The sequence below is a fragment of the Roseateles oligotrophus genome (assembly GCF_025717515.1).
GTDB classification, from domain to species: Bacteria; Pseudomonadota; Gammaproteobacteria; order Burkholderiales; family Burkholderiaceae_C; genus Paucibacter_A; species Paucibacter_A oligotrophus.
Genome location: NZ_JAJIRN010000003.1, coordinates 181,164 through 201,003, shown reverse-complemented (window position 1 = coordinate 201,003; position 19,840 = coordinate 181,164). Strand labels below are relative to the sequence as shown.

At 62.9% G+C, this 19,840-nt stretch carries 14 protein-coding genes and 1 tRNA gene; 7 read left to right on the top strand and 8 right to left on the bottom strand.

The features are described from left to right. Window positions 1–72: 72 nt before the first annotated feature. The 5 genes from LNV07_RS06950 to LNV07_RS06930 are packed head-to-tail and all read left to right on the top strand — an operon-like array spanning window position 73 to window position 3,246. Complete coding sequence (locus LNV07_RS06950) at window positions 73–1,008, top strand: branched-chain amino acid transaminase (RefSeq protein WP_397545531.1); 936 nt, start codon at window positions 73–75, stop codon at window positions 1,006–1,008. Window positions 1,009–1,048: 40 nt separating this feature from the next. Beyond that, window positions 1,049–1,255 (top strand): zinc-finger domain-containing protein, encoded by a 207-nt coding sequence (locus LNV07_RS06945; RefSeq protein WP_263570453.1) that lies wholly within the window; start codon window positions 1,049–1,051, stop codon window positions 1,253–1,255. A 10-nt stretch (window positions 1,256–1,265) separates the two neighbouring features. Beyond that, window positions 1,266–1,724 carry a YybH family protein gene (locus LNV07_RS06940; RefSeq protein WP_263570452.1) on the top strand — a complete coding sequence of 153 codons (459 nt, stop codon included), beginning with the start codon at window positions 1,266–1,268 and terminating at the stop codon, window positions 1,722–1,724. Window positions 1,725–1,735: 11 nt separating this feature from the next. Continuing rightward, window positions 1,736–2,710, top strand: coding sequence for a YheT family hydrolase (locus LNV07_RS06935; RefSeq protein ID WP_263570451.1), 975 nt, complete (start codon window positions 1,736–1,738; stop codon window positions 2,708–2,710). Between the two features lie 2 nt (window positions 2,711–2,712). Beyond that, a complete protein-coding gene (locus LNV07_RS06930; protein ID WP_263570450.1) occupies window positions 2,713–3,246 on the top strand; it encodes a DUF2946 family protein in 534 nt (177 codons plus the stop codon). Window positions 3,247–3,329: 83 nt separating this feature from the next. Here the strand turns inward: LNV07_RS06930 and LNV07_RS06925 are convergent, their stop codons facing one another. The 3 genes from LNV07_RS06925 to LNV07_RS06915 form a co-directional block, all read right to left on the bottom strand. Continuing rightward, window positions 3,330–3,902 carry a c-type cytochrome gene (locus LNV07_RS06925; protein ID WP_263570449.1) on the bottom strand — a complete coding sequence of 191 codons (573 nt, stop codon included), beginning with the start codon at window positions 3,900–3,902 and terminating at the stop codon, window positions 3,330–3,332. Between the two features lie 112 nt (window positions 3,903–4,014). After that, window positions 4,015–5,376 (bottom strand): hypothetical protein, encoded by a 1,362-nt coding sequence (locus LNV07_RS06920; RefSeq protein ID WP_263570448.1) that lies wholly within the window; start codon window positions 5,374–5,376, stop codon window positions 4,015–4,017. Between the two features lie 4 nt (window positions 5,377–5,380). Then, entirely contained in the window at window positions 5,381–6,658 is a 1,278-nt protein-coding gene (locus LNV07_RS06915) for a PEP-CTERM sorting domain-containing protein (RefSeq protein ID WP_263570447.1), read from the bottom strand. Window positions 6,659–6,790: 132 nt separating this feature from the next. Between LNV07_RS06915 and LNV07_RS06910 the strand changes: the two genes are divergently transcribed. Continuing rightward, window positions 6,791–7,696: a LysR family transcriptional regulator gene (locus LNV07_RS06910; RefSeq protein WP_263570838.1), complete on the top strand. Its 906-nt coding sequence runs from the start codon at window positions 6,791–6,793 to the stop codon at window positions 7,694–7,696. 54 nt (window positions 7,697–7,750) lie between these two features. Beyond that, window positions 7,751–7,825, top strand: a tRNA-Arg gene (locus tag LNV07_RS06905). Window positions 7,826–8,124: 299 nt separating this feature from the next. Here the strand turns inward: LNV07_RS06905 and LNV07_RS06900 are convergent. The 5 genes from LNV07_RS06900 to LNV07_RS06880 all read right to left on the bottom strand — a co-directional run bounded on the left by LNV07_RS06900 (window position 8,125) and on the right by LNV07_RS06880 (window position 19,667). Continuing rightward, on the bottom strand, window positions 8,125–15,528 hold the full coding sequence (locus LNV07_RS06900; RefSeq protein ID WP_263570446.1) for an autotransporter-associated beta strand repeat-containing protein: 7,404 nt from the start codon (window positions 15,526–15,528) through the stop codon (window positions 8,125–8,127). Between the two features lie 467 nt (window positions 15,529–15,995). Further along, window positions 15,996–16,436 carry a hypothetical protein gene (locus tag LNV07_RS06895; RefSeq protein ID WP_263570445.1) on the bottom strand — a complete coding sequence of 147 codons (441 nt, stop codon included), beginning with the start codon at window positions 16,434–16,436 and terminating at the stop codon, window positions 15,996–15,998. Window positions 16,437–16,706: 270 nt separating this feature from the next. Next, entirely contained in the window at window positions 16,707–17,957 is a 1,251-nt protein-coding gene (locus LNV07_RS06890) for a D-alanyl-D-alanine carboxypeptidase family protein (protein WP_263570444.1), read from the bottom strand. Window positions 17,958–18,906: 949 nt separating this feature from the next. Then, window positions 18,907–19,098 carry an anti-sigma factor family protein gene (locus LNV07_RS06885; RefSeq protein ID WP_263570443.1) on the bottom strand — a complete coding sequence of 64 codons (192 nt, stop codon included), beginning with the start codon at window positions 19,096–19,098 and terminating at the stop codon, window positions 18,907–18,909. Then, entirely contained in the window at window positions 19,095–19,667 is a 573-nt protein-coding gene (locus LNV07_RS06880; RefSeq protein WP_263570442.1) for a sigma-70 family RNA polymerase sigma factor, read from the bottom strand. Before LNV07_RS06880 ends, LNV07_RS06885 begins: the two co-directional genes overlap by 4 nt. Between the last annotated feature and the right edge of the window lie 173 nt (window positions 19,668–19,840).

Sequence of the window (19,840 nt, the reverse complement as noted above, 5' to 3'; positions counted from 1 at the left end):
ACGCTTGGTGCTTGGCCGCCCCGTTAGAATCGCAGCCTTGTGAGTTTCAGCGCAATGAACAAGGAAAGTCCCATGTCACTGGACGATCGCGACGGCAAAATCTGGATGGACGGCGAATTGGTCGAATGGCGTGACGCCAAGATCCATGTGCTGAGCCACACCTTGCACTACGGCTGCGGCGCTTTTGAGGGCGTGCGCGCCTACAAGACCGACCGCGGCCCGGCGATCTTCCGCCTGCAAGAGCACAGCCGGCGCTTGTTCGACAGCGCCAAGATCCTGCGCATGAAGATCCCGTTCAGCCAAGAACAGGTCGAAGACGCGCAGCGCCAGGTCGTGCGCGAGAACAAGCTGGAGAGTTGCTATTTGCGCCCGCTGGTCTGGATCGGCTCCGAAAAGCTGGGTATCAGCCCCAAGGGCAACAAGATTCATTTGATGGTGGCCGCTTGGGCCTGGGGCGCCTATCTGGGCGAAGACGGCATGAAGCGCGGCATCCGCGTCAAGACCAGTTCCTACACCCGCCACCATGTCAACATCACGATGACGCAGGCGAAAGCCGTTAGCAATTACACCAACTCGATCCTCGCCAATATGGAAGCGACCGAAGATGGTTACGACGAAGCGATGTTGCTCGACGCCTCGGGCTTTGTCTCCGAGGGGGCGGGAGAGAATCTGTTCGTGATCAAGAACGGCGTGGTCTACACGCCCGACCTCTCGGCCGGAGCGCTCAACGGCATCACCCGCAATACGATCTTTCACATCTGCGAAGACTTAGGGCTCAAGCTAGTGGAGAAGCGCATCACCCGCGATGAGGTCTATATCTGCGACGAGGCCTTCTTCACCGGCACCGCCGCCGAGGTGACGCCGATCCGCGAGTTGGATCGCATCGAACTGGGTGCGGGCAGTTATGTCGGCACACGTGGGCCGATCACCGAAAAAATTCAAGCCGCGTTCTTTGACATCGTCAACGGACGCAATCCGAAATATGCGCATTGGCTGACCCTGGTCTAAGCCCAATCCCCTCAGCCATTGCAAGAAACGAGACCCTCAAATGAGCGAAGCAAAATCCATCGTCGAAGTCGGCGCCGCCGATGTTCAAGGTGCCGGTGTAGTGGCCTGCCCTAACCCCAAGATGGCCTTGTGGAGCAGCCATCCCAAGGTCTTCATCGACCTCAGCCACGACGGCCAAGGCAAGTGCCCTTATTGCGGCACGGTCTACAAGCTCAAGGCGGGCGAAGTGCTGCACAGCCACCACTGAGCGCAGCAATATGCACCGCGCCAACGCCCCGGCCGCCGCCCTGCTGTCCTCGCCCGAGGACACCGAAGCGCAATTTTACGAAGCGCTGCAGCAGGCCGATCTGAGTCGTTTGATGGCCGTCTGGTCGGACGAAGAGGAGGTCTCCTGCGTGCACCCGGGCGGCCCGCGCGTGGTCGGTCTGGGGGCGATCCGGGCGGCCTTCGAGGTGGTGTTCGCGCAGGGTGCCATCTCGGTGCACCCGGAGCGTGTGCGGCGCGTCCAGACCAGTGAAACCGCCATCCACCAGGTGCTTGAGCGCGTCGTCGTCGAAGGCAATGGTGGGAGTGGTGGTCAGCAATGCGCATGGGTGATTGCCACCAATGTCTACCTGAAGACCGCGATGGGTTGGCGCATGGTGGTCCACCATGCCAGCCCAGGCACCGCGCATGACATCCAGGAAGTCATCGAAGAGCCGGCGACCTTGCATTGAGACCTAGCGTTATGCAGTACCAAGCCCCAAGGTGGCTACCCGGCGGCCAAGCGCAAACCATCTGGCCATCGCTCTTCTCTCGCCACACCGGCGGGCCCAAGCTCGACTTCAGGCGCGAGCGCTGGGACACGCCGGATGGCGATTTCGTCGACGTAGATTGGCTGGACAGCCCCTTCGAGTCAGCTGCCGAGCGCCCGCTCCTGGTCCTGTTCCACGGCCTTGAAGGCAGTTCACAAAGCCATTCCTCGCAGGCCTTCGCCACGGTTGCACGCTCGCGTGGTTGGGCCTTCGCGATGCCGCATTTCCGCGGCTGCTCAGGCGAGTTGAATCTGGCGCCGCGCGCCTATCACTCGGGTGACTTTGAAGAAGTGGCCTGGATGCTGGCGCGCTTCAAAGAAATGCATGACGGCCCGGTCTTGGCGGCCGGCGTTTCGCTCGGCGGCAACGCCTTGCTGCGTTGGGCCGAGGAGCATGGCCAGAGCGCGGCGGCCACCGCGCGTGCGGTCTGTTCGATTTGTTCGCCCCTCGATTTGGCGGCGGCCGGCCGTGCCATCGGCCAGGGCTTCAACCGCCTCGTCTATACCCGCATGTTTCTGCGCACCATGGTGCCCAAGGCCTTGCGCAAGCTGCAACAGCATCCGGGCCTGTTCGACGGCGAACGGCTGCGCGGTGCGCGCGATCTCTACGAGTTCGACAATCTATTCACCGCGCCGCTGCATGGCTTTCGCAGCACCGAAGACTATTGGGCGCGCGCCTCGGCCAAGCCGCATCTGAAGCGCATCCGCATTCCGGCGCTGGTCTTGAACGCCCGCAATGACCCCTTTGTGCCGGCCAGCTGCCTGCCCAGGCAGCAAGACGCTGGGCCCTATGTGACGCTGTGGCAGCCGGCGCAAGGTGGTCATGTCGGCTTTGCCGAAGGGCGGCCGCCCGGCCATGTGTTCGGCATGCCGGAGCAGGTGTGTGACTGGTTGGCGCGAGCGCTCTAACAATGGATGCCATCGTCGAGGCGGCACTCAAGAAATGGCCCAATGTGCCGCATTGCCATGGCTGGCTGGCGCTGGACGCGCGCGGTGACTGGTATATGCGGGACGAACGCATCCAGGCCGCCGGCCCCTTCCCGCTGGTCAAGGGCAGCCGCGTCACGCATGAGAAGCTGCGCCAGTTCATTGAGCGCAATTACGCGGCGGATGAGTCGGGTTGCTGGTTTTTTCAGAACGGGCCGCAGCGGGTCTATTTACAGCTCGAAGCCGCGCCCTGGGTGTTCAGGTTGGATGCCGGCCTGCTCGGCGACGGGCTGGTGCACACCCATACCGGCCTGAGTTGCCCTGTCGATGCGAGTTGGCTGGACGAACAGGACCGCCTCTTCCTCTCGACCCCGCTGGGTCTGGGCTTGGTGCACAGCATGGACATGGACTGGGCGGCGCAAGCGGTGGAGCTTGGGCTCTGGGCGCCGATGCCCCTCACTCATACCGAGCTATTGCAGCGGTATTGCGTGGTCTTGCAGCCAATGGTCAAGGCCTGACCCCAGCCGGGGCGAGAGTCAGGCGAAAGCTGGGCGTAAAAAAACCGACCAGGCTGGTCGGTTTTTTAAGGCAGGAACCCGCTTCAGTTTGCAGCCGAGGCCGCCGCTGCCGGCGCCTTCGGCTCATCAAACTTGGCACCGCCCTGATTGGCCATATAGACCACGGCGCGGGCAATTTCGAAATCGCTGAAATCACCGCCGCCTTGCGCGCCCATCGCGCCCTTGCCCTTCAGCGCCGAGCCCAGCAAGGCCTCGAATCCGGTCGCCACACGTGGGCCCCAGGCGGCCAGATCGGCCAGCTTCGGAGCACCGGCCGCGCCGGTGGCGTGGCAGGCCGCGCACTGTGCCTGGAACACCTGCTCGCCGGTCTTCAGGGACGCGACGTTGTTCATGTCCTTCAACTCGATGCTGCCAATCGGCTGGATGCGCGCAGCCACCGACATCGCCTCAAGAGCCTCGCTGCCGGCGGCCGGCTTGCTGTCGGTGCTGACGTAATTGGCCAGCATGATGATCACGATGATGGGCACAACAAAGGCAAAAAACACCGCCCAGGCCAATTGCTTGGGGGTCTTGATCGGGCCTTCATGGGCCTCTTCCTCGTGTGCGTGAGCCTGTGCTTGAGCTTTTGCGTTCACGTGGTTGTTGTTTGCGCTCATGAAATCCTCGTTGGCCGATTGGCCGTGTTGGGCAGAGAGAAAAAAGGCTGTGCCCCACTTGAACGCAGGGCGCAAAACCGCGAGATTATATCTAGCGGTTTTGCGATTCTCGTCAAGGGCGTTGGCGCGGCGCCACCCTTGATTCCAAGGCTGCGGGTTGAAAGTCGGGCTGCATGCGGCAACCGGGTCCAAAACCGCCCTCCATGGACTTGCATCGCCGCGCCACGCTGGCCGGACTGGGCTTCTCCCCGCGCGCCACCCAGTCCAACAATTCGGCCATCAAGGCCGGATAGACCGGGTCGCTCAAATAGCTGTGCTCGCCCTCGTCGCTGAAGGTCTGCACCAAACGCCCGGCCTGACCGGCCGCCGTCACCGTGCTGCGAAACTGCGACTCCAATTCGACAAAGGCGATCGGATCATGGATGCCGTGCACAGCCAGCATGGGCACGCCGACGCGGCCGTCGGGGTCGCTGTCCTGAGCAAACCTGGCCACTGCCTGCGGGTCGGCCGCATAGCGCAGCGCGCCGGCATTCAGCGCCGCATCATCGGCAGAGCCGCTGTAGCGCACGCCGATATTGCCCCAGGGGCTCAAGCCGCCGCTGCGCTTTTGCACCACATCCTGAAAATGCCAGGTCGCCCAGTTCAGATGACCCAGTACAGAGCGCTCCGGGATACGGATGACATCAACAAGGGTCTTCAAGCGTGCCGACTGTTCGGGCGTGCGCCGCGCGGCGGGCTTGGCAAGGCCCAGGCAGCTATCGGCCCGCGCCGCCAATTCGGCCCGCGTCAGCTGGGCGCCGTCAGGCAACCCCATCCAGAGCGGGTATTGCGCCTCGTCGGGTCGCGGATGATTGGCGCAGAGGTATTGATAGACCACGCGCAGATCGAGCCTGAAATCGTAAGACCTGGTGCCGCCGCCGAGCACGCCGTTGCTGAGCAGCACACCGTCGTAGGCCGGCCTTGGCGAGCCCGGCGCGGCATACATCTCGGCCGCCTTGGCCGCCACCCCGGCGCCCCAGGATTGCCCGTGCAATAGGGTGGTTTTTGGTTTGGCGACATGGGCGACAAAGATCTGCCGCAGCCGCTCGGTGTCGGCGGCGGCAGCGCGCACCGCCACCCCGCCTTGCGCAAAGGTCGAGCCGGCCCAGGCATAGCCGGCCTTGACCATGATGGCCCAGCGCTTCAGATCCTCGGCCGCACGTTCGGCCTTGGGCGCACCCAACTCCGGCCCACCATGCGCATGCAAGACCAGCACGCCGGCCCAATCCTTGGGGATAGCGATCAGATAGAAAGCGCCGGCCGAGTCCTGCCCGCCCAGACAGCGCGTGCCGGCGGGCAAGTCGGCCGGGCAATCGCGCGGCTGCGGGGCCGCCTCGGCGAAAGGGGGAGGCAAGGCGGGGCCGCCCGTGCAGCCCAATAAGAGTTGCATCGCCAAGACCGCGCCGGCACCGCGCATGAACCATGTAGCTCTCATGAACTCAAACCTTGCGTTGACGTGCCCGCAAGCCCATGAGCAGCAGCCCGGCCAGACTCAAGGCCCAGGTGCCGGGTTCCGGTACCGCAACTGCGAAGCCAAGTTGCGCCGCCGCCACCCCTTGCAAGGCCCAGGCCGCATCGGCGCTAATGCCGAGGTCAGCCGCAGCCTGCTCCTGCCTGCCCAGGCTTTGCGGGTCAAGCCCGGTGATGCTGCCGAACAGCGTCAAAGCGCTCAGGTAGGAGCCATATTTGCTGGCATGGGTGCGATCCAGCCACCAAAGATTCATGCTGCCGTCGCTCGGCTCGACATAGACGCCGTTGGCGTCATAAAAGCCCTTGCCAAGCACCAAGCCCTGATCGACGGCGCGCTGAAACGCGTCGCCTACCGGCACCACGCCGGCAAAGCCGCTATTGCTCGTCGCCTTGTCATAAAAGGACTTGTGCAGATCGCTCGTCATGCCGGCCAAGTTGCCGTAGTAGAGCGTGGCTGCGCCGCCGCTGGCGCCGGTGTCGACGATGGGCGCGCCATTGGGCGTGGTTTTGTCCGGCGTGGTGATTTTGTGCGCCTCGACCATATCCGGCCTGGCCCAGCTTTGCTCCAGATAGATCTGCGTGTTCGCGTTGGCGTTGTTGTTCTTCGGGATCACGCGGCTGAGGTTGCAGCTGGTGCTGCTCAGGCCGGTCGCCGTGCAAGCGGCCAGGCTGCCGAACAATTGCGTTTCGGTATAGGTCTGGGCCGAGCCGTCATGGATAAAGCGCTCGAACTGATCGGCATAGGCATTGAAGGTGGCGAGATTGGCGTTTTTGCCTTTGCCCGGCGGCAACGCTGCATCGCTTTGCTCCTGCAAGACCACCTTGCCCCAGCTTTGGGAGGCCACGTTGCCGCGCAAGTCCCAGGTCGAGTTGGCCGTGTTGAGAAATTGACCCCGCAGCGATGCGGCGTTACGGGTTGACAAAGAAACATCGTAATTGAGGCCGGCCTCATCGGTCATCTTCTTGAACACGCCGGGCACGCCGCCCCAGGGATGTTGCTCGAAGGAGCCCCCGGTGGCGGGTGGCGTGCCAATGGGATAGCTATTGGTGCCGCTTGGGTTGATCGCATTGAAAGCGGCGGTCAAATCATGCACATTGGCCGCGTTGTAACTCATCACCGGGTCGACCCGGCCGAAGGTGTAGCTGTTGCCCACGAACAAGATCGTCGTGGGGTCGGCCAAGGCGGCGGCGCTTGCGCCCAAAAGGGCTACCGCTAGGGCGGACTGGCGCAGAAAGGACGGGCTCATGTTTTGTCTCCATTTTTTGTTGGCTGCGCAAGGGCCGGCGCAGGCGCACTATGAGCATCTTGCCTCGCTAGGTCAAATATACTGATACGACAATTTCAAGACGTTTTGCATATGACGCCAGCCGCATTGCCCTTGGATCTGCGCCTCTTGCGCTACTTCCAAACCGTCGCCGAGGAGGGCCATATGACGCGCGCCGCCGCACGCCTGGGCCTGCAGCAGCCGCCGCTGAGCCAGCAGATCAAGGCGCTGGAATTGCAGCTCGGCCTGCAACTGTTCGAGCGCCACCCCAAGGGCGTCAGGCTGACCGAAGCGGGTCGACTGTTGCAGGCCGAGACCGCCAAGATCTTGCGAGACATGGCCGATATGCAGCAGCGCATGGCCCGTGTGGCGCAAGGCGAACAGGGGCGCGTGGCGGTGGGCTTCACCAGCTCGGCGGCGGCCCACCGTTTCACGCCGGCCGCGCTGCGCGAATGCCGGCGCCGCTACCCCGACATCGCGCTCGAGCTGAGCGAGGCCAATGCCGCCGAAATTACCGCCGCCGTGCTGGCCCACCGACTCGACTGCGGGCTGATCCGTGTGCCGGTCAGCCAAGCCGATGACTTGTGGTTCGAGACGCTGTTCCGCGAACCGGTGGTGCTGGCGCTGCCGGTCGACCATCACCTGCTGCGCGGCCGCCCCGTGCGCCGCACATTGAGCCTGCTCGATCTGCATGATGAGCCCTTGATTCTGGCTCGCCGGCCCGGCGCCCCCGGCCTGTATGCCAATTTGCTGGCCCAATGCGAGGCGCTCGGCGTCAAACCACACATCGCGGCCGAGGTTGACCGGATGATGAGCAACCTGAATCTGGTCGCCGCCGGTGTGGGCATCAGCGTGGTACCGGCGTCAATGCAGGGCAGCCATCCAGACGCAATCGTCTACTGCCCGCTGAAGGAGGCCGAACTGCTGGATGCGCCGATGACCCTGGTACGTCGCCGTGCCGCGCCGACCGGTGCGGTGGCGACCTTTTTAGCCTTGCTGGCCGAGTTGGCCCTGGCTTGATTTCGCTCCTTCTCCATGCCGGCGTCGGCACAGGTTAGAATGCCGCTCCAGTCAGCGACCGTGGTGAAGTGGATATCATTGGGCCCTCCGAAGGCTTAGGCGCAAGTTCGATTCTTGCCGGTCGCACCAAATCAGTGAATCACAAGGGTTCACAAACATTGTCAAGTAAAGCAAAACGTGTCGGTTTCGACACGTTTTGCTTTGAGACAAGTAGCGCCAACATTTTCTTGCCAGGATGCTCGCCCAAAGCGCCGTCTTGGGCAAAATAACTACGAAGCCGCTGCAGGCAGCAATGCCTGGCAGCGGCTTTTTCGTTCTGTCTGGGCGCTTTGGGGCCGTCACCCGACCACCAAAGCGATGGCCAGCACGCCGGCCCCTCAGCTCACACGCTGAACAAAAGGGGTCGTTTCACAGGTTCAAGAAAACATTCAGGCCGCCACCGCGCTCACCACCCGACGTCGCCTTGCCCAAGTGGCCAGCGCGGCCACGCCGCCCAGCATCAGCGCCCAGGAGGCCGGCTCGGGCACTGCCGTGACGGTCAAGCTGCCGTTGGCAGCGAACTGATTCAGGTCCAGGCGCTGGCGGTCAAAGCCGCTGACGGTGATGTGATCCGCGCTGAGGCTGCCGCCAAAGCTGTTGAAGCCCAGCAGCGCGAAGCTGCCCGACTGCGGCGCGAAGCCCGCACCGAAGACCAGATTCAGCGTGCCGTCGAATTGCAAGTTGCCAATGTTCAGCAACTGGTCGTACTGGCTGCCAGCCTGCAGGCCGTTGATCTCCAGCGTTAGCACCGAGTCTTTGCCGAAGTGCACATCGCCGCCATTGAAGTCGATGGCGGCCGGGCTGTTGCCGGGATTGAAGGCGGCCAGGAACTCGATCTTGCCGGCAAAGCTGCCGGCGCCGCTGACGGTGTTCAGGAAGCTCAGCGCGCCCTGCTTCGACTCGATCAGGCCCTGGTTGTCCACCAGGCCCGCCAGTTTGGCATCATTGCCGGTGCTCAGCGTGGCGCCTTGTGCCACCTCGACGGCCCCGGCCAAAGCGACCGGCTTGGAGCCGTCGCCCAAGACTAGACGGCCGGCGGCCACGGTGGTGATTCCGGTGTGGTCGGTGGCGCCCGTCAGCGTCAGCGTGCCGGTGCCGAGTTGCTGCAGGCTACCGCTGCCGCTAACTATGCCGATGAGCGTCTGATTGCCGGCGTTCGCGAAGGCCAGCGTACCTGTATTGATGGTGGTGGCGCCGGTGTAGCTGTTGATGCCGGCCAGGGTCAACGTGCCATCGTCCCCCGACTTGGTCAAGCCGCCGATACCAGAGATGTCCCCGCTGAGCGTCTGGTAGCCCGGGCTCGTAAAGGCCAGCGTACCGCCGTTGATGGCGGTGCTGCCGTAGTAGTTGCCGCTGTAGCCGGTCAAGGTCAAGGTGCCGGTCCCTGACTTGGTCAACCCACCTCTGCCTTGTAGGTAGTTGAGCGTCTGGTCGCCTTCATTCGTCAAGGCCAGCGTGCCGCCATTGATGGTGGTCGTGCCGCTGAAAGCACTGATGTCGCCGCTCACGGTCAAGGTGCCCGCACCCGACTTGATCAAATAGCCATTGATGCGTCCACTGATAGCGCCGCTGAGCGTCTGGTTGCCCGCATTCGTGAACAACACAGTGCCGCCTTGGATTTCGGTAGTGCCGCTGTAGCTGTTCATGCCGGCCAGGGTCAGTGTGCCGCCGCCAACCTTGATCAGATTGCCGCTGCCGATGATGTCGCCGGAGAGCGTCTGATTGCCCGAGTTCGTGAAGGCCAGCGCGCCGCCATTGATCTCGGTGACGCCAATGTAGCTGCTGATGTCGCCGCTCAGGGCCAGCACGCCCAAGCCCCCCTTGATCAATTGACCTTTGCCGGTGAGGGCACCGCTGAGCCATTGGTCGCCTGTACTCATGAACGCTAGCTTGCCATCGTTGACGGCGGTGGTGCCGCGGTAGCCGACGGAGCCGGCCAGGGTCAGCGTGCCTGCGCCGGACTTGGTCAAATTGCCATTGCCAGTGATGGCGCCGCTGAGCGTCTGATTGGCGTCCCTCGTGAACGCCAACGTGCCGGCGTCGATCCCGGTGACGCCAATGAAACTGTTGATGTCGCCGCTCAGGGTCAGCACGCCCCCGCCCGTCTTGCCCAGATGACCACTGCCGGTGATGGCACCGCTGAGCGTCTGATCGCGATGGCTCGCGAAAACCAGCTTGCCATCGTTGATGGCGGTAGTGCCGCTATAGCTGTTGATGTCGACCAGGGTCAGTGTGCCTGTGCCCGACTTGGCCAAATTGCCGCCGCCGGCAATGGTGGAGTGAAACTCATCGCGAGCGTTCGTGAACTCCAGCGTGCCGCCATTGATGGCGGTGGCGCCGCTGTAGCTGTTGTTGCCGGCCAGGGTCAGCGTCCCGGCGCCGGACTTGGTCAAACTGCCGGAGCCGGAGATGGCGCCGACAAACGTCTGATGGCCCGCGTTCATGATGCTCAGCGTGCCCTCGTTGATGACCGTCGGGCCGGTGTAGCCGTTAATGTCGCCGCTCAGGGCCAGCGTGCCTGAGCCTGTCTTGAACAAACTACCGCTTCCGGAGATGGCGCCGGCGAGCGTCTGAGCACTCGCGTTCGCGACGGTGATGACTAGTGTGCCGTCGTTGATGGTGGTCGTACCGCTATAGCTGTTGATGTCGGCCAGGGTCAGCATGCCTGCGCCGGACTTGGTCAAATTGCCGCTGCCGGTAATGACATTGAGAAACTGATTGCGCGCATTCGTGAACGCCAACGTGCCGCCGTTGATGGCCACGCTACCGATCCCCTGAACGAAGCCGCTCAGGTTTAGCGTGCCCGCGCCCGACTTGACCAAGCCGCCAAGGCTGCTACCGTCAATGGCGCTGACGAGCGTCTGGTTGTCTGCGTTTTCAAAGGCCAGCACGCCGCGCTTGATGTAGATGTCGCCGATGAATTTGCTGATGTCGCCGCCCAGGGTCAGCGTGCCGGCCCCGTCCTTTTGCAGCTGGCCGCTGCCGTTGATGGCGCCGGAGAGCGTCTGATTGCCTGCGTTCGTGAAAGCAAGCATGCCGCCGTTGATGGCAGTCGTGCCGGCGTAGCCGTTGATGCCGGCAAGGGTCAGCGTGCCCGCCCCATGCTTTTGCAAGCCGCCGCTGCCACTGATATTTCCAGAAAAGCTGAGGTTGTCGACACGGTTGAACGCCAACACACCGTTGTTGACCACATTGCCCACGATGGAGCCCATGTTGCCGCCGTCGCCGATCTGCAAGGTACCGCCAGAGATGGTGGTGCCGCCAGTGTAGGTGTTCTGGCCACTCAGGATCTGCGTGCCCGAACCCTCCTTGATGAGCTTGCCCCGGAACCCCGAGTTGTCCGGGTTGTCGGCGATCACACCCGAAAAGTTACCCGAGCCACCTGCCACACCGACGGTGAAGCCCTTGTTGTACAGGTCGCTTGTATAACCGGTGATGATGCTGCCGCCACCGCTCAAGGCATCGACGCGCACATTCGCTTCTGCGCCGGTGAACTTGGCGCCGGCTTCCACGTTCAAGCTGCTTCGGTTCTGGCTCCAGTCCTCGTTACCGTAGGCGCCGCCTTTGAGATGCCCGGCCTGCACATCGATCAGGCTGCCCGTATCCATTGCGAAGGTCGCTGCAGCACCGCCCCATACCGACTCGCCCGCGCCGGTTTTGTGCAGACTGCCCAGGCCTGAGAACCGGGTGTTCACGCCACTGTCAACGCTGCCGCTGGCAATATTCAACTCAAGCACGGCGCCACTGGAAATGGCAAAAGACGGGCTTCTGCTTTGCCCGTTCAGTAGCAAGGTGCCAGCGTTGATCTGGGTGGCGCCGGTGTAGGTGTTGTTGACACTTAGCATCAGCGTGCCCGCGCCGGCCTTGGTCAAAATTCCGTTGCCGCTGATCACGCCGGCAAAGCTGCTGGCGTCAGACCGGTTGAAGGCGAGCGTGCCGTTGTTCAGCACATTGCCGACGATGGCGCCCGTGTAGCCGCCATCGCCGATCTGCAAGCTGCCGCCCCAAATGGTGGTGCCACCGGTATAGGTGTTCTGGCCGCTCAAGATCTGCGTGCCGGTGCCCACCTTGACGTAAGCGCCGATATGGCCATTTGCCGCGTTGGTGTCGGCCAGCACGCCCGAGAAATTGCCCGAACCATTGGCCACGCCCATCGTGAAGCTGGCGTAGCCGGCGCCGCCAAAGCCTGAGGTGATGCGTCCGTCGCCTTCGATGCCGTCCACGCGCACGTTTGCCTCGGTGCCAGCGAAGGTGGCGCCATTGGCCACCAGCAGCTGGCTCTTGTTCTGGCTCCAGTCCTCGTTGGCATAAGAGCCGCCATTGAATCGCCCGCCCTGGATGTCGATCAGGCTGCCCGCAGCCATCGCGAAAGTCGCTTTGCTGCCAGTCCAGACCGACTCGCCCGCACCGGTTTTGCGCAGGCTGCCCAGGCCGCTGAACCGGGTGTCCACCGCGCCATCGCGGCTGCCGCTGGCGACGTTCAGTTCCAGCACGGCGTTCGTGGCGATGTCGAATGATGGGCTCCGGTTTTGCCCACTCAGCAGCAAGGTGCCTGCGTTGATCTGGGTGGCGCCTGAGTAGGTGTTGTCACCGCTCAGCGTCAGCGTGCCGGCGCCGAGCTTTTGCAGCTTGCCGTCGCCACTGATGAGGCCGGCAAAGCTGCTGGCATCGCTGCGGTTGAAAGCGAGCGTGCCGCCGCCCGAGAGCGACACATTGCCTGCCAGCGTGCCGCTATTGCCGCCGTTGCCCACCTGCAGCATGCCGCCGATGATGGAGGTGCCGCCGGTGTGCGTGGCGGCACCTAGCAAGGTGGTGCTGCCGCCGTATTCATGGACCAGCGCGCCGGCGCCTGTGATAGGCGCGGCCACGGTTTGCGTGTCTGCAAACAGCAGCGTCGCTCCCGCCGCGATAGCGAAGCTGCTGCTCGATACCGAAGAGGCCTGCGCACCGTTGGCGCCGAACTTCAGCATGCCGGCGTTGACGATGGTGGCGCCGGTGTAGGTCTGCGGGCCGGCCAGCGTCAGGATATGGCCGCTTTGCTTGCTCAAGCCGCCCGCACCGCTGACGGTGCCCAAGAGCGTGAAGTAGCCCCCCGTCGATTCGAAGCTGCCGCCCCCTGTCGGGCTCAGTACGACATTGCGCGTCAGGATGATGTCTTGGGTGTTGAGTAGGGTTCCGCCGCCAAAGAACAGATCGCCGCTGCCGAGGTTGGACGCGCTGGCGACCGAGATCTTGCCTGCACTCAGATAGGTGCCACCGGTGTAGCTGCTGCTGCCTCCCAGCACCAGCGTGCTGGTGCTGCCTTGTTGCAGGCTGCCGTCGCCGCTGATGTTGCCACTGATTATCTGATCGCCCGCGCTCGCAAAGGCGAGTCGGCCGCCGTTGATGGCCGTGGTTCCGGCGTAGCTATTGATGCCGGTGAGCGTCAGCGTGCCCGAGCCCGACTTGCTCAAACCGCCGCCGCCGGTGACGGCGCCGCTGAGCGTCTGATTGCCCGGGTTCGTGAAGGCCAGCGTACCGTCATTGATGTCGGTGGCGCCGGTATAGCTGTTGATACCGCCCAGAGTCAGCGTGCCCGGGCCAAATTTTCTTAAACTTCCGCTGCCGCTGATGGCGCCGCTGAGCGACTGATCGTTCCAGCTTGAAAATAGCAAGGTGCCACCGTTGATGACAGTGGCGCCGGTGTAGCTGTTGATGCCATCAAGCTGCAATGTCCCAGCACCCGATTTGGTCAAGCCACCGGTGCCGCTGATGGCGCCGGAGAGATAGCCGCCCGAGCCCGAGAATGCCAGTGTCCCGTCCTTGATGGTTGTGGCGCCGCCGTAGCTGACGTAGCCACTCAGCGTTAGCGTGCCCGCGCCCGACTTGCTCAAACCTCCCGAGCCGTAGATGAAGCCGCTGAGCGTCTGATTGCCCGGGTTCGTGAAGGCCAGCGTGCCTTCAGAGATGTCGGTGTAGCCTGTATAGCTGTTGATACCGGCCAGGGTCAGCGTGCCCGCGCCCGACTTGGTCAAGCCACCGCTGCCGCTGATGTTGCCGCTGAGTGTCTGGTTGCCCGCGTTTGCGAATTCCAGTGTGCCACTGTTGAGGGTGGTGGGTCCGGTGTAGCTGTTGATGCCGAGCAGGGTCAGCGTGCCAGCGCCCGACTTGGTCAAGCCACCGCCGCCACTGATGGCGCCGCTGAGCGTCTGATCGCTCGGGTTCGTGAACGCCAGCGTGCCGCCATTGATGGCGGTGGCGCCGCTGTAGCTGTTGATGCCGGCCAAGGTCAGCGTGCCAGCACCCGACTTGCTCAAGCCACCGCTGCCGCTGATGGCGCCGCTGAGCGTCTGATCGCCCGGGTTCGCGAAGGCCAGCGTGCCGCCGTTAATGGCGGTGACGCCGCTATAGCTGTTGATACCGGCCAGGGTCAGCGTGCCCGCGCCGGACTTGGTCAAGCCACCGTTGCCGCTGATGTTGCCGCTGAGTGTCTGGTTGCCCGCGTTTGCGAATTCCAGTGTGCCACTGTTGAGGGTGGTGGGTCCGGTGTAGCTGTTGATGCCGAGCAGGGTCAGCGTGCCGGCGCCCGACTTGGTCAAGCCACCGCCGCCACTGATGGCGCCGCTGAGCGTCTGATCGCCCGGGTTCGTGAACGCCAGCGAGCCGCCATTGATGGCGGTGGCGCCGCTGTAGCTGTTGATGCCGGCCAAGGTCAGCGTGCCAGCACCCGACTTGCTCAAGCCACCGCTGCCGCTGATGTTGCCGCTGAGCGTCTGATCGCCCGGGTTCGCGAAGGCCAGCGTGCCGCCGTTAATGGCGGTGACGCCGCTATAGCTGTTGATGCCGGCCAGGGTCAGCGTGCCGGCGCCGGACTTGCTCAAACCGCCCCAGCCGGTGATGGCGCCGCTGAGCGTCTGGTCACCTGCATTCGTGAACGCCAGCGTACCTTCTTCGATGTCGGTGGCACCGGTGTAGCTGTTGATGCCGGCCAGGGTCAGCGTGCCCCCGCCCGACTTTCTTAAACTTCCGCTGCCGGTGATCGCGCCGCTGAGCGACTGATCGTTCCAGCTTGAGAATAGCAAGGTGCCACCGTTGATGGAAGTGGCGCCGGTGTAGCTGTTGATGCCAGCAAGCGTTAATGTGCCAGCACCAGACTTGGTCAAGCCACCGCTGCCGCTGATGGCGCCGGAGAGATTGCCCCCCGAGAATGCCAGTGTCCCGTCCTTGATGGTTGTGGCGCCGCCGTAGTTGACGTAGCCGCTCAGCGTTAGCGTGCCCCCGCCCGACTTGCTCAAACCTCCCGAGCCATAGATGGAGCCGCTGAGCGTCTGATTGCCCGGGTTCGTGAAGGCCAGCGTGCCTTCAGCGATGACGGTGGTTCCGGTGTAGGTATTGATGCCACTCAACGTCAACGTGCCGGCACCTAGCTTTCTTAGATCACCGCTGCCGCTGATGCTGCCCGCAAAACTCAGGTCATTGGAACGATCGAAGATCAGCGTGCCGTTGTTGAGTACATTGCCGGTGATGGAGCCCGTGGTGCCGCCATTGCCGATTTGCAGCGTGCTGCTGGCGTTGATCAGCGTGCCGCCGCTGTAGCTGCTGGCGCCGGTGAGGGTGACCCAGCAATTGCTGCCTTGAACCAACAGCCCACCTGCGCCGATGTAGTCCTCACCGATCAGCGTGCAGGCCGGTGTGAGCCACTGGCCGCCCGGTATGCTGACCGTTGCCGCCTGCGCTTGCCCAAAAGCCATCGCCAGCCCAAGGGCCAGGGCGGAGTGGCGGGGGCGTAACGAGCGGGTGGGGCGGCGGTGCATGTTGATCTCCCTGATCTGTGGACTTGTTTGGCGCGATTTTGGGTGCAAGCGACACAGAGGCAGGCGAACCTGACTGTGCACTGCCATGGATGCCGGCTTCGGCCGGTCTTTGATTGGTCTTTGAGCCGACCGGATTCTGTTCGGCAACGACGGCTTTGTCCACCCTTGGGTTGAGGGGAAGGGTGGCCTGGAGATGAAAACCATGGAGAACCCCTGGCCCACCGCGCTCACCACCCGCTCCCGGCCGCTAGCTGTCATTGATACAGCCAAGTCCACCGACCACTTCATGACACCCCTCGGCCGCTCGCGCGGTAAGTGCGATCATGGCGCCGTTGACGTGCCGAGGCTTGGTTCTCCAGCGCGAGAGGGTCAGGTATTGCTCGAGCTAGGGCCTGAAACTTGAGCCCTGAATCTGAGCCTTGCGTGACCCCGAGCCTGCGAGCCTGATCTCTGCGGGGTTCGGCCGCTCATACCTTGGCGAGGAAGGCCGCCGCATCCCCAGCTTCACACTTCCAGTCTGCGAAGACCCCGACCAGATTGCATTCCACGCAGCGGCAAGCGATGTAGTACCAGCTCACGTCATGTGTGCCCTTGTACACGGAGACGCCGGACATCAGCTCGAACACCTCGTTCTCGCACACGCACTCGTGCGCCTCGGGCGCGGCTTCTTCAACGTAGTCCGCGCTGTCGCCCATCAGGTGCTCCTGCCCGCAGTCTGTGCAGGTGCGGATCGCCACGCCGGCTTCTTCATCGGTCTGCAGCGCGAAGGTCCGGCACCCGCAATCGCATTTGGACGCGGCAAACCGGACGGCCTCATGGCGATTCGCAACGCTGTAGCTGCGCAGCTCGGCTTGGGTGTCGCCGGACGTCGTCCCGTACCAGAACTCGCCTTTCTTCGTCAGTGCCATTGATGCTGCTCCATTCTTCAAGTTGGGCTTCCCGGCAGGCCTGATGCCAGGCTCGCCCCTATCATCTGGATTTTGCCTGGAGGCGCGGCGAATCGTCATCAGGGGCCCGGGTCGGGGTGGTCGCCGGCAAGGGCTGCGGACATCCTTAAATGCTGATTCTTGGAGATTGCAGCCCTCCGGTGGCCTCTCCGATTCGAACGGCTCCGATCAGCCTGTTGGCGCCGGTCTTGCTTGACAGCGACAGCTCGACGTCCACGCTCACCCGGTGCTTTACTTCGAGAACCAGCCGGAGACGCGCTGGCGCAGGCGCTCGAAGAAGCCCGCGCGCTCCACGTCAGCGAGCGCAACCACGGGGGCCTCGCCGAGTTGCTTTCCGTTGGCCGTGGCGACGACCTTGCCGATCACGGCGCCCTTGGCGATAGGCGCCTCGAGTGCAGGATTCAGCGTGACTGCCGTCTGGACAGCGGCCGCCTGGCCCTTGGGCACCACCAGCGTCCATGGCTGTGCAATGCCTGCAATGACCGTAGGCGCCACGCCGTAGGTGACCTTCGCGCTGGTCAGCGTCGCGCCAACCTGTGCGGGGGAGGCTTCCTCGAAGTTCGCGTATCCCCAGTTGAACAGCACGCGCGTCTGATCGGCGCGGGCCTGCTTACTGTCGGCATTCAGGATGACCGAGATCAGGCGCATGCCGTTGCGCTTGGCCGATGCGGTCAGGCAGTAGCCCGCTTCGTCGGTGTGCCCGGTCTTGAGTCCGTCGACCGTGGGGTCGGTGTACAGCAGTGCATTGCGGTTGCCTTGCTTGATGCCGTTGTAGGTGAACTCCCGCTCGGCGTAGATGGGGTAGTACTCGGCGCTGTTGCGGATGATGGCGGCCGCCAGCACCGCCAAGTCGCGGGCCGATGCCTTGTTGTTGGGGTCGGGCAGGCCGGCCGAATTCGCGAAATGGGTCTTGGTCATGCCCAGCTTCTGCGCCTCGGTGTTCATCATCGCCGCGAAGCCGGCCTCCGAGCCGCCAATGTGCTCTGCCAAGGCCTTGGACGCATCGTTGCCGCTGGCGATGACCACGCCGCGCAGCATGTCCATCAGGGACGCCTGCGCGTTGAGAGGCACGAACATACAGCTGTCACCCTCCTTGCCGCCGCGGCACCAGGCGCTGAGGCTCATGGTGACCGGATCGTTGGGTTTGACCTTGCCGTTCTTGAGCGCCTGCTCGACCAGGTAGCTGGTCATCATCTTGGTCAACGACGCCGGCGGCAGCGGCTCGTCCGGATTCGACGAGGCCAGGAGCTGCCCGGTATTGAAATCCAGCAGCACCCAGGCCTTGTTGGCAAGGACCGGCACCGACTGCCCGTTGGCGTCGGTGGTCATCGCCGGTTCAGCGGGGGCAGCGGCCTTTTGTTTGTGCGCGGCGGCGCGCGGCTTGGCGTGCTGGGCGCTGAGGGCCGTCGTGGGCGCTGCGACCAAGAAAGCGCTGGCAAGCATGACGGAAAGCTGGAAGGCAGGGTGGAAGCGGGAATTCATCGAGAGGTGCTTTTTCAAAAGGGCGACAGCTGGGAGCATGAAAAGGGCCGGCAACAGGCACGGGACGAAACGAAGCTAGATCGTGCATTGTGCCAATTGAGTAATTCTGCCGATTGTGGGGCCCTGCATGCTGCAGGGGCAACGCTGTTCGTTAGGAAAGCGGAAAGACGCCCGGGCCGTTTGACACGGGTTCACCGCTTCAGGGAAACGACGTGGGCATCGCCTAGGGCCGCACTGGGCCGGCTGCCTTGCAGCGAAGTGAGTCTGTCGCGACGCTCAGAAGCTGTCGTTTGGGGCCAGTGCGTAGGCCGCTCCGGCACCGAGCGAGCGATTCCGATCAGCCTAACGCTGAATGTGGACGAGCTTCCGCTTTGGGCACTTATGCACAGTGCCTCGTTATGAATAGTTTGATGTTGGCGCCGGCGGGCCCTGATGGTCTCGCGCCGCAAATTTGTCGATCGGCAGCTTCGGGAGGTGCTGCAGACGTTTGTCCAACGAAATGCTCATCCCTGTGCTCCTCAAAGTGCACGCCGGTTGACGATTGCCTCGAATTGCACCGACCCTATTCTGACGGCGTTTATTACCGCCTTGAACGTGCGCGCGAGGAGATACAAAGCCAGTCTTGCGACCAACTCAATGCAGCGCTCACCGCACCCCGCGTCAACCAAGCGTCCAGCACTTCCACTAGAAAACAATTGCTGGCGTAATTTGACATCGAGCCAGGTATTGCCTTGTCGCGGCCAGTCGTTTTCAAAAACAATTTGTACAGATCAATGGTTTACGCCCGCCGCAAACAAGGTCATGTATTGGTTGATGTTTTGCAAGCAGCGCCAAGAGATGCTTTATTTCCCGACGGGTATCAATTAACTTGTCAAAACAATCAAGCCCCCAAGTCCATCAAGGACTTGAGGGCTTTTTTCATATTTGTTCGGCGGCGGATTGGCCGAATTTACTCCCCGGAATAGCTGCGCCATTGCGCCGACGCCTTGCGCATCAACTCGACTTGCTTGCCGAAGTTGGTGCAGCCCTTGCAGATCAAATAATGCGCCCGTATCAGGAGTTGTTCGGTCTGGCCCAAGCGGCGTTCTTCGCCCTCAAGCACCATGCGAGTAATGTCCTTGCATTTGGGCAATCCCATCATGCTGCACCGCCAGTCTGCAGTTCCTGCGCATCAAACCAATTCAGTTGCAGACATTCGCGCAGACGCAAACGTGCCCGGTGCAACATGACCCAAAGGTTGGCCGGGCTGATGCTCAATTCCCGGCAGATCTCCTCGGTATCCAACTCCAGCCACTCGCGCATCATGAAGAGTCGGCCCTGCTGACCCGGCAAATGTTCAACGCAGGCCTCCATCACCTTCATGAAGTCCACCTGACGCAAACAATGATCGGGGTCGCCCCAATCCTTGGGTCGCTCACGCCAGTGGCCATCGGCCTTGAACAAATCATCATCGAGATCCTCGGCATCTTCCGGCGTGCTCGACATTTCACGGCAGTTGCGGCGGATCTGATCGACCAGCTTGTGTTTGAGGATGCCAATCAGCCAAGTCTTCAGCTGCGAAGCCCCGCTGAAACTTTGCGGTTTCTCGATCGCCACCAGCAGGGTCTCGGACACGGCATCCTCGGCCCAGGCCGCATTGCGCAGTTGCAATTGCGCAAACTTCAGCAACTGCGGGCGCAAGGCGTTCAGTTGGGTTGCGATGTCCTTCATGGGCGCGGGCATTTCCTGGCAAATTTGATGGGCAAGTGTAAACAGTCGCTGCTGATGCGATGCGGCTGACTCTACCGGCATCCGCTCATGCTTGAGGTCAGCATCGCTATTCATTGCCGAACCGATCAAATCACTTCAACATCGGCACCGATTTTGCTGTCAAAGCCGCTACA

What these genes read in the sequence shown, in the direction of transcription:
- LNV07_RS06950 (WP_397545531.1), top strand. Translation starts at nt 73, where the DNA reads ATGTCACTGGACGATCGCGACGGCAAAATCTGGATGGACGGCGAATTG.
- LNV07_RS06945 (WP_263570453.1), top strand. Translation starts at nt 1,049, where the DNA reads ATGAGCGAAGCAAAATCCATCGTCGAAGTCGGCGCCGCCGATGTTCAA.
- LNV07_RS06940 (WP_263570452.1), top strand. Translation starts at nt 1,266, where the DNA reads ATGCACCGCGCCAACGCCCCGGCCGCCGCCCTGCTGTCCTCGCCCGAG.
- LNV07_RS06935 (WP_263570451.1), top strand. Translation starts at nt 1,736, where the DNA reads ATGCAGTACCAAGCCCCAAGGTGGCTACCCGGCGGCCAAGCGCAAACC.
- LNV07_RS06930 (WP_263570450.1), top strand. Translation starts at nt 2,713, where the DNA reads ATGGATGCCATCGTCGAGGCGGCACTCAAGAAATGGCCCAATGTGCCG.
- LNV07_RS06925 (WP_263570449.1), bottom strand. Translation starts at nt 3,902, where the DNA reads ATGAGCGCAAACAACAACCACGTGAACGCAAAAGCTCAAGCACAGGCT.
- LNV07_RS06920 (WP_263570448.1), bottom strand. Translation starts at nt 5,376, where the DNA reads ATGAGAGCTACATGGTTCATGCGCGGTGCCGGCGCGGTCTTGGCGATG.
- LNV07_RS06915 (WP_263570447.1), bottom strand. Translation starts at nt 6,658, where the DNA reads ATGAGCCCGTCCTTTCTGCGCCAGTCCGCCCTAGCGGTAGCCCTTTTG.
- LNV07_RS06900 (WP_263570446.1), bottom strand. Translation starts at nt 15,528, where the DNA reads ATGCACCGCCGCCCCACCCGCTCGTTACGCCCCCGCCACTCCGCCCTG.
- LNV07_RS06895 (WP_263570445.1), bottom strand. Translation starts at nt 16,436, where the DNA reads ATGGCACTGACGAAGAAAGGCGAGTTCTGGTACGGGACGACGTCCGGC.
- LNV07_RS06890 (WP_263570444.1), bottom strand. Translation starts at nt 17,957, where the DNA reads ATGAATTCCCGCTTCCACCCTGCCTTCCAGCTTTCCGTCATGCTTGCC.
- LNV07_RS06885 (WP_263570443.1), bottom strand. Translation starts at nt 19,098, where the DNA reads ATGATGGGATTGCCCAAATGCAAGGACATTACTCGCATGGTGCTTGAG.
- LNV07_RS06880 (WP_263570442.1), bottom strand. Translation starts at nt 19,667, where the DNA reads ATGAAGGACATCGCAACCCAACTGAACGCCTTGCGCCCGCAGTTGCTG.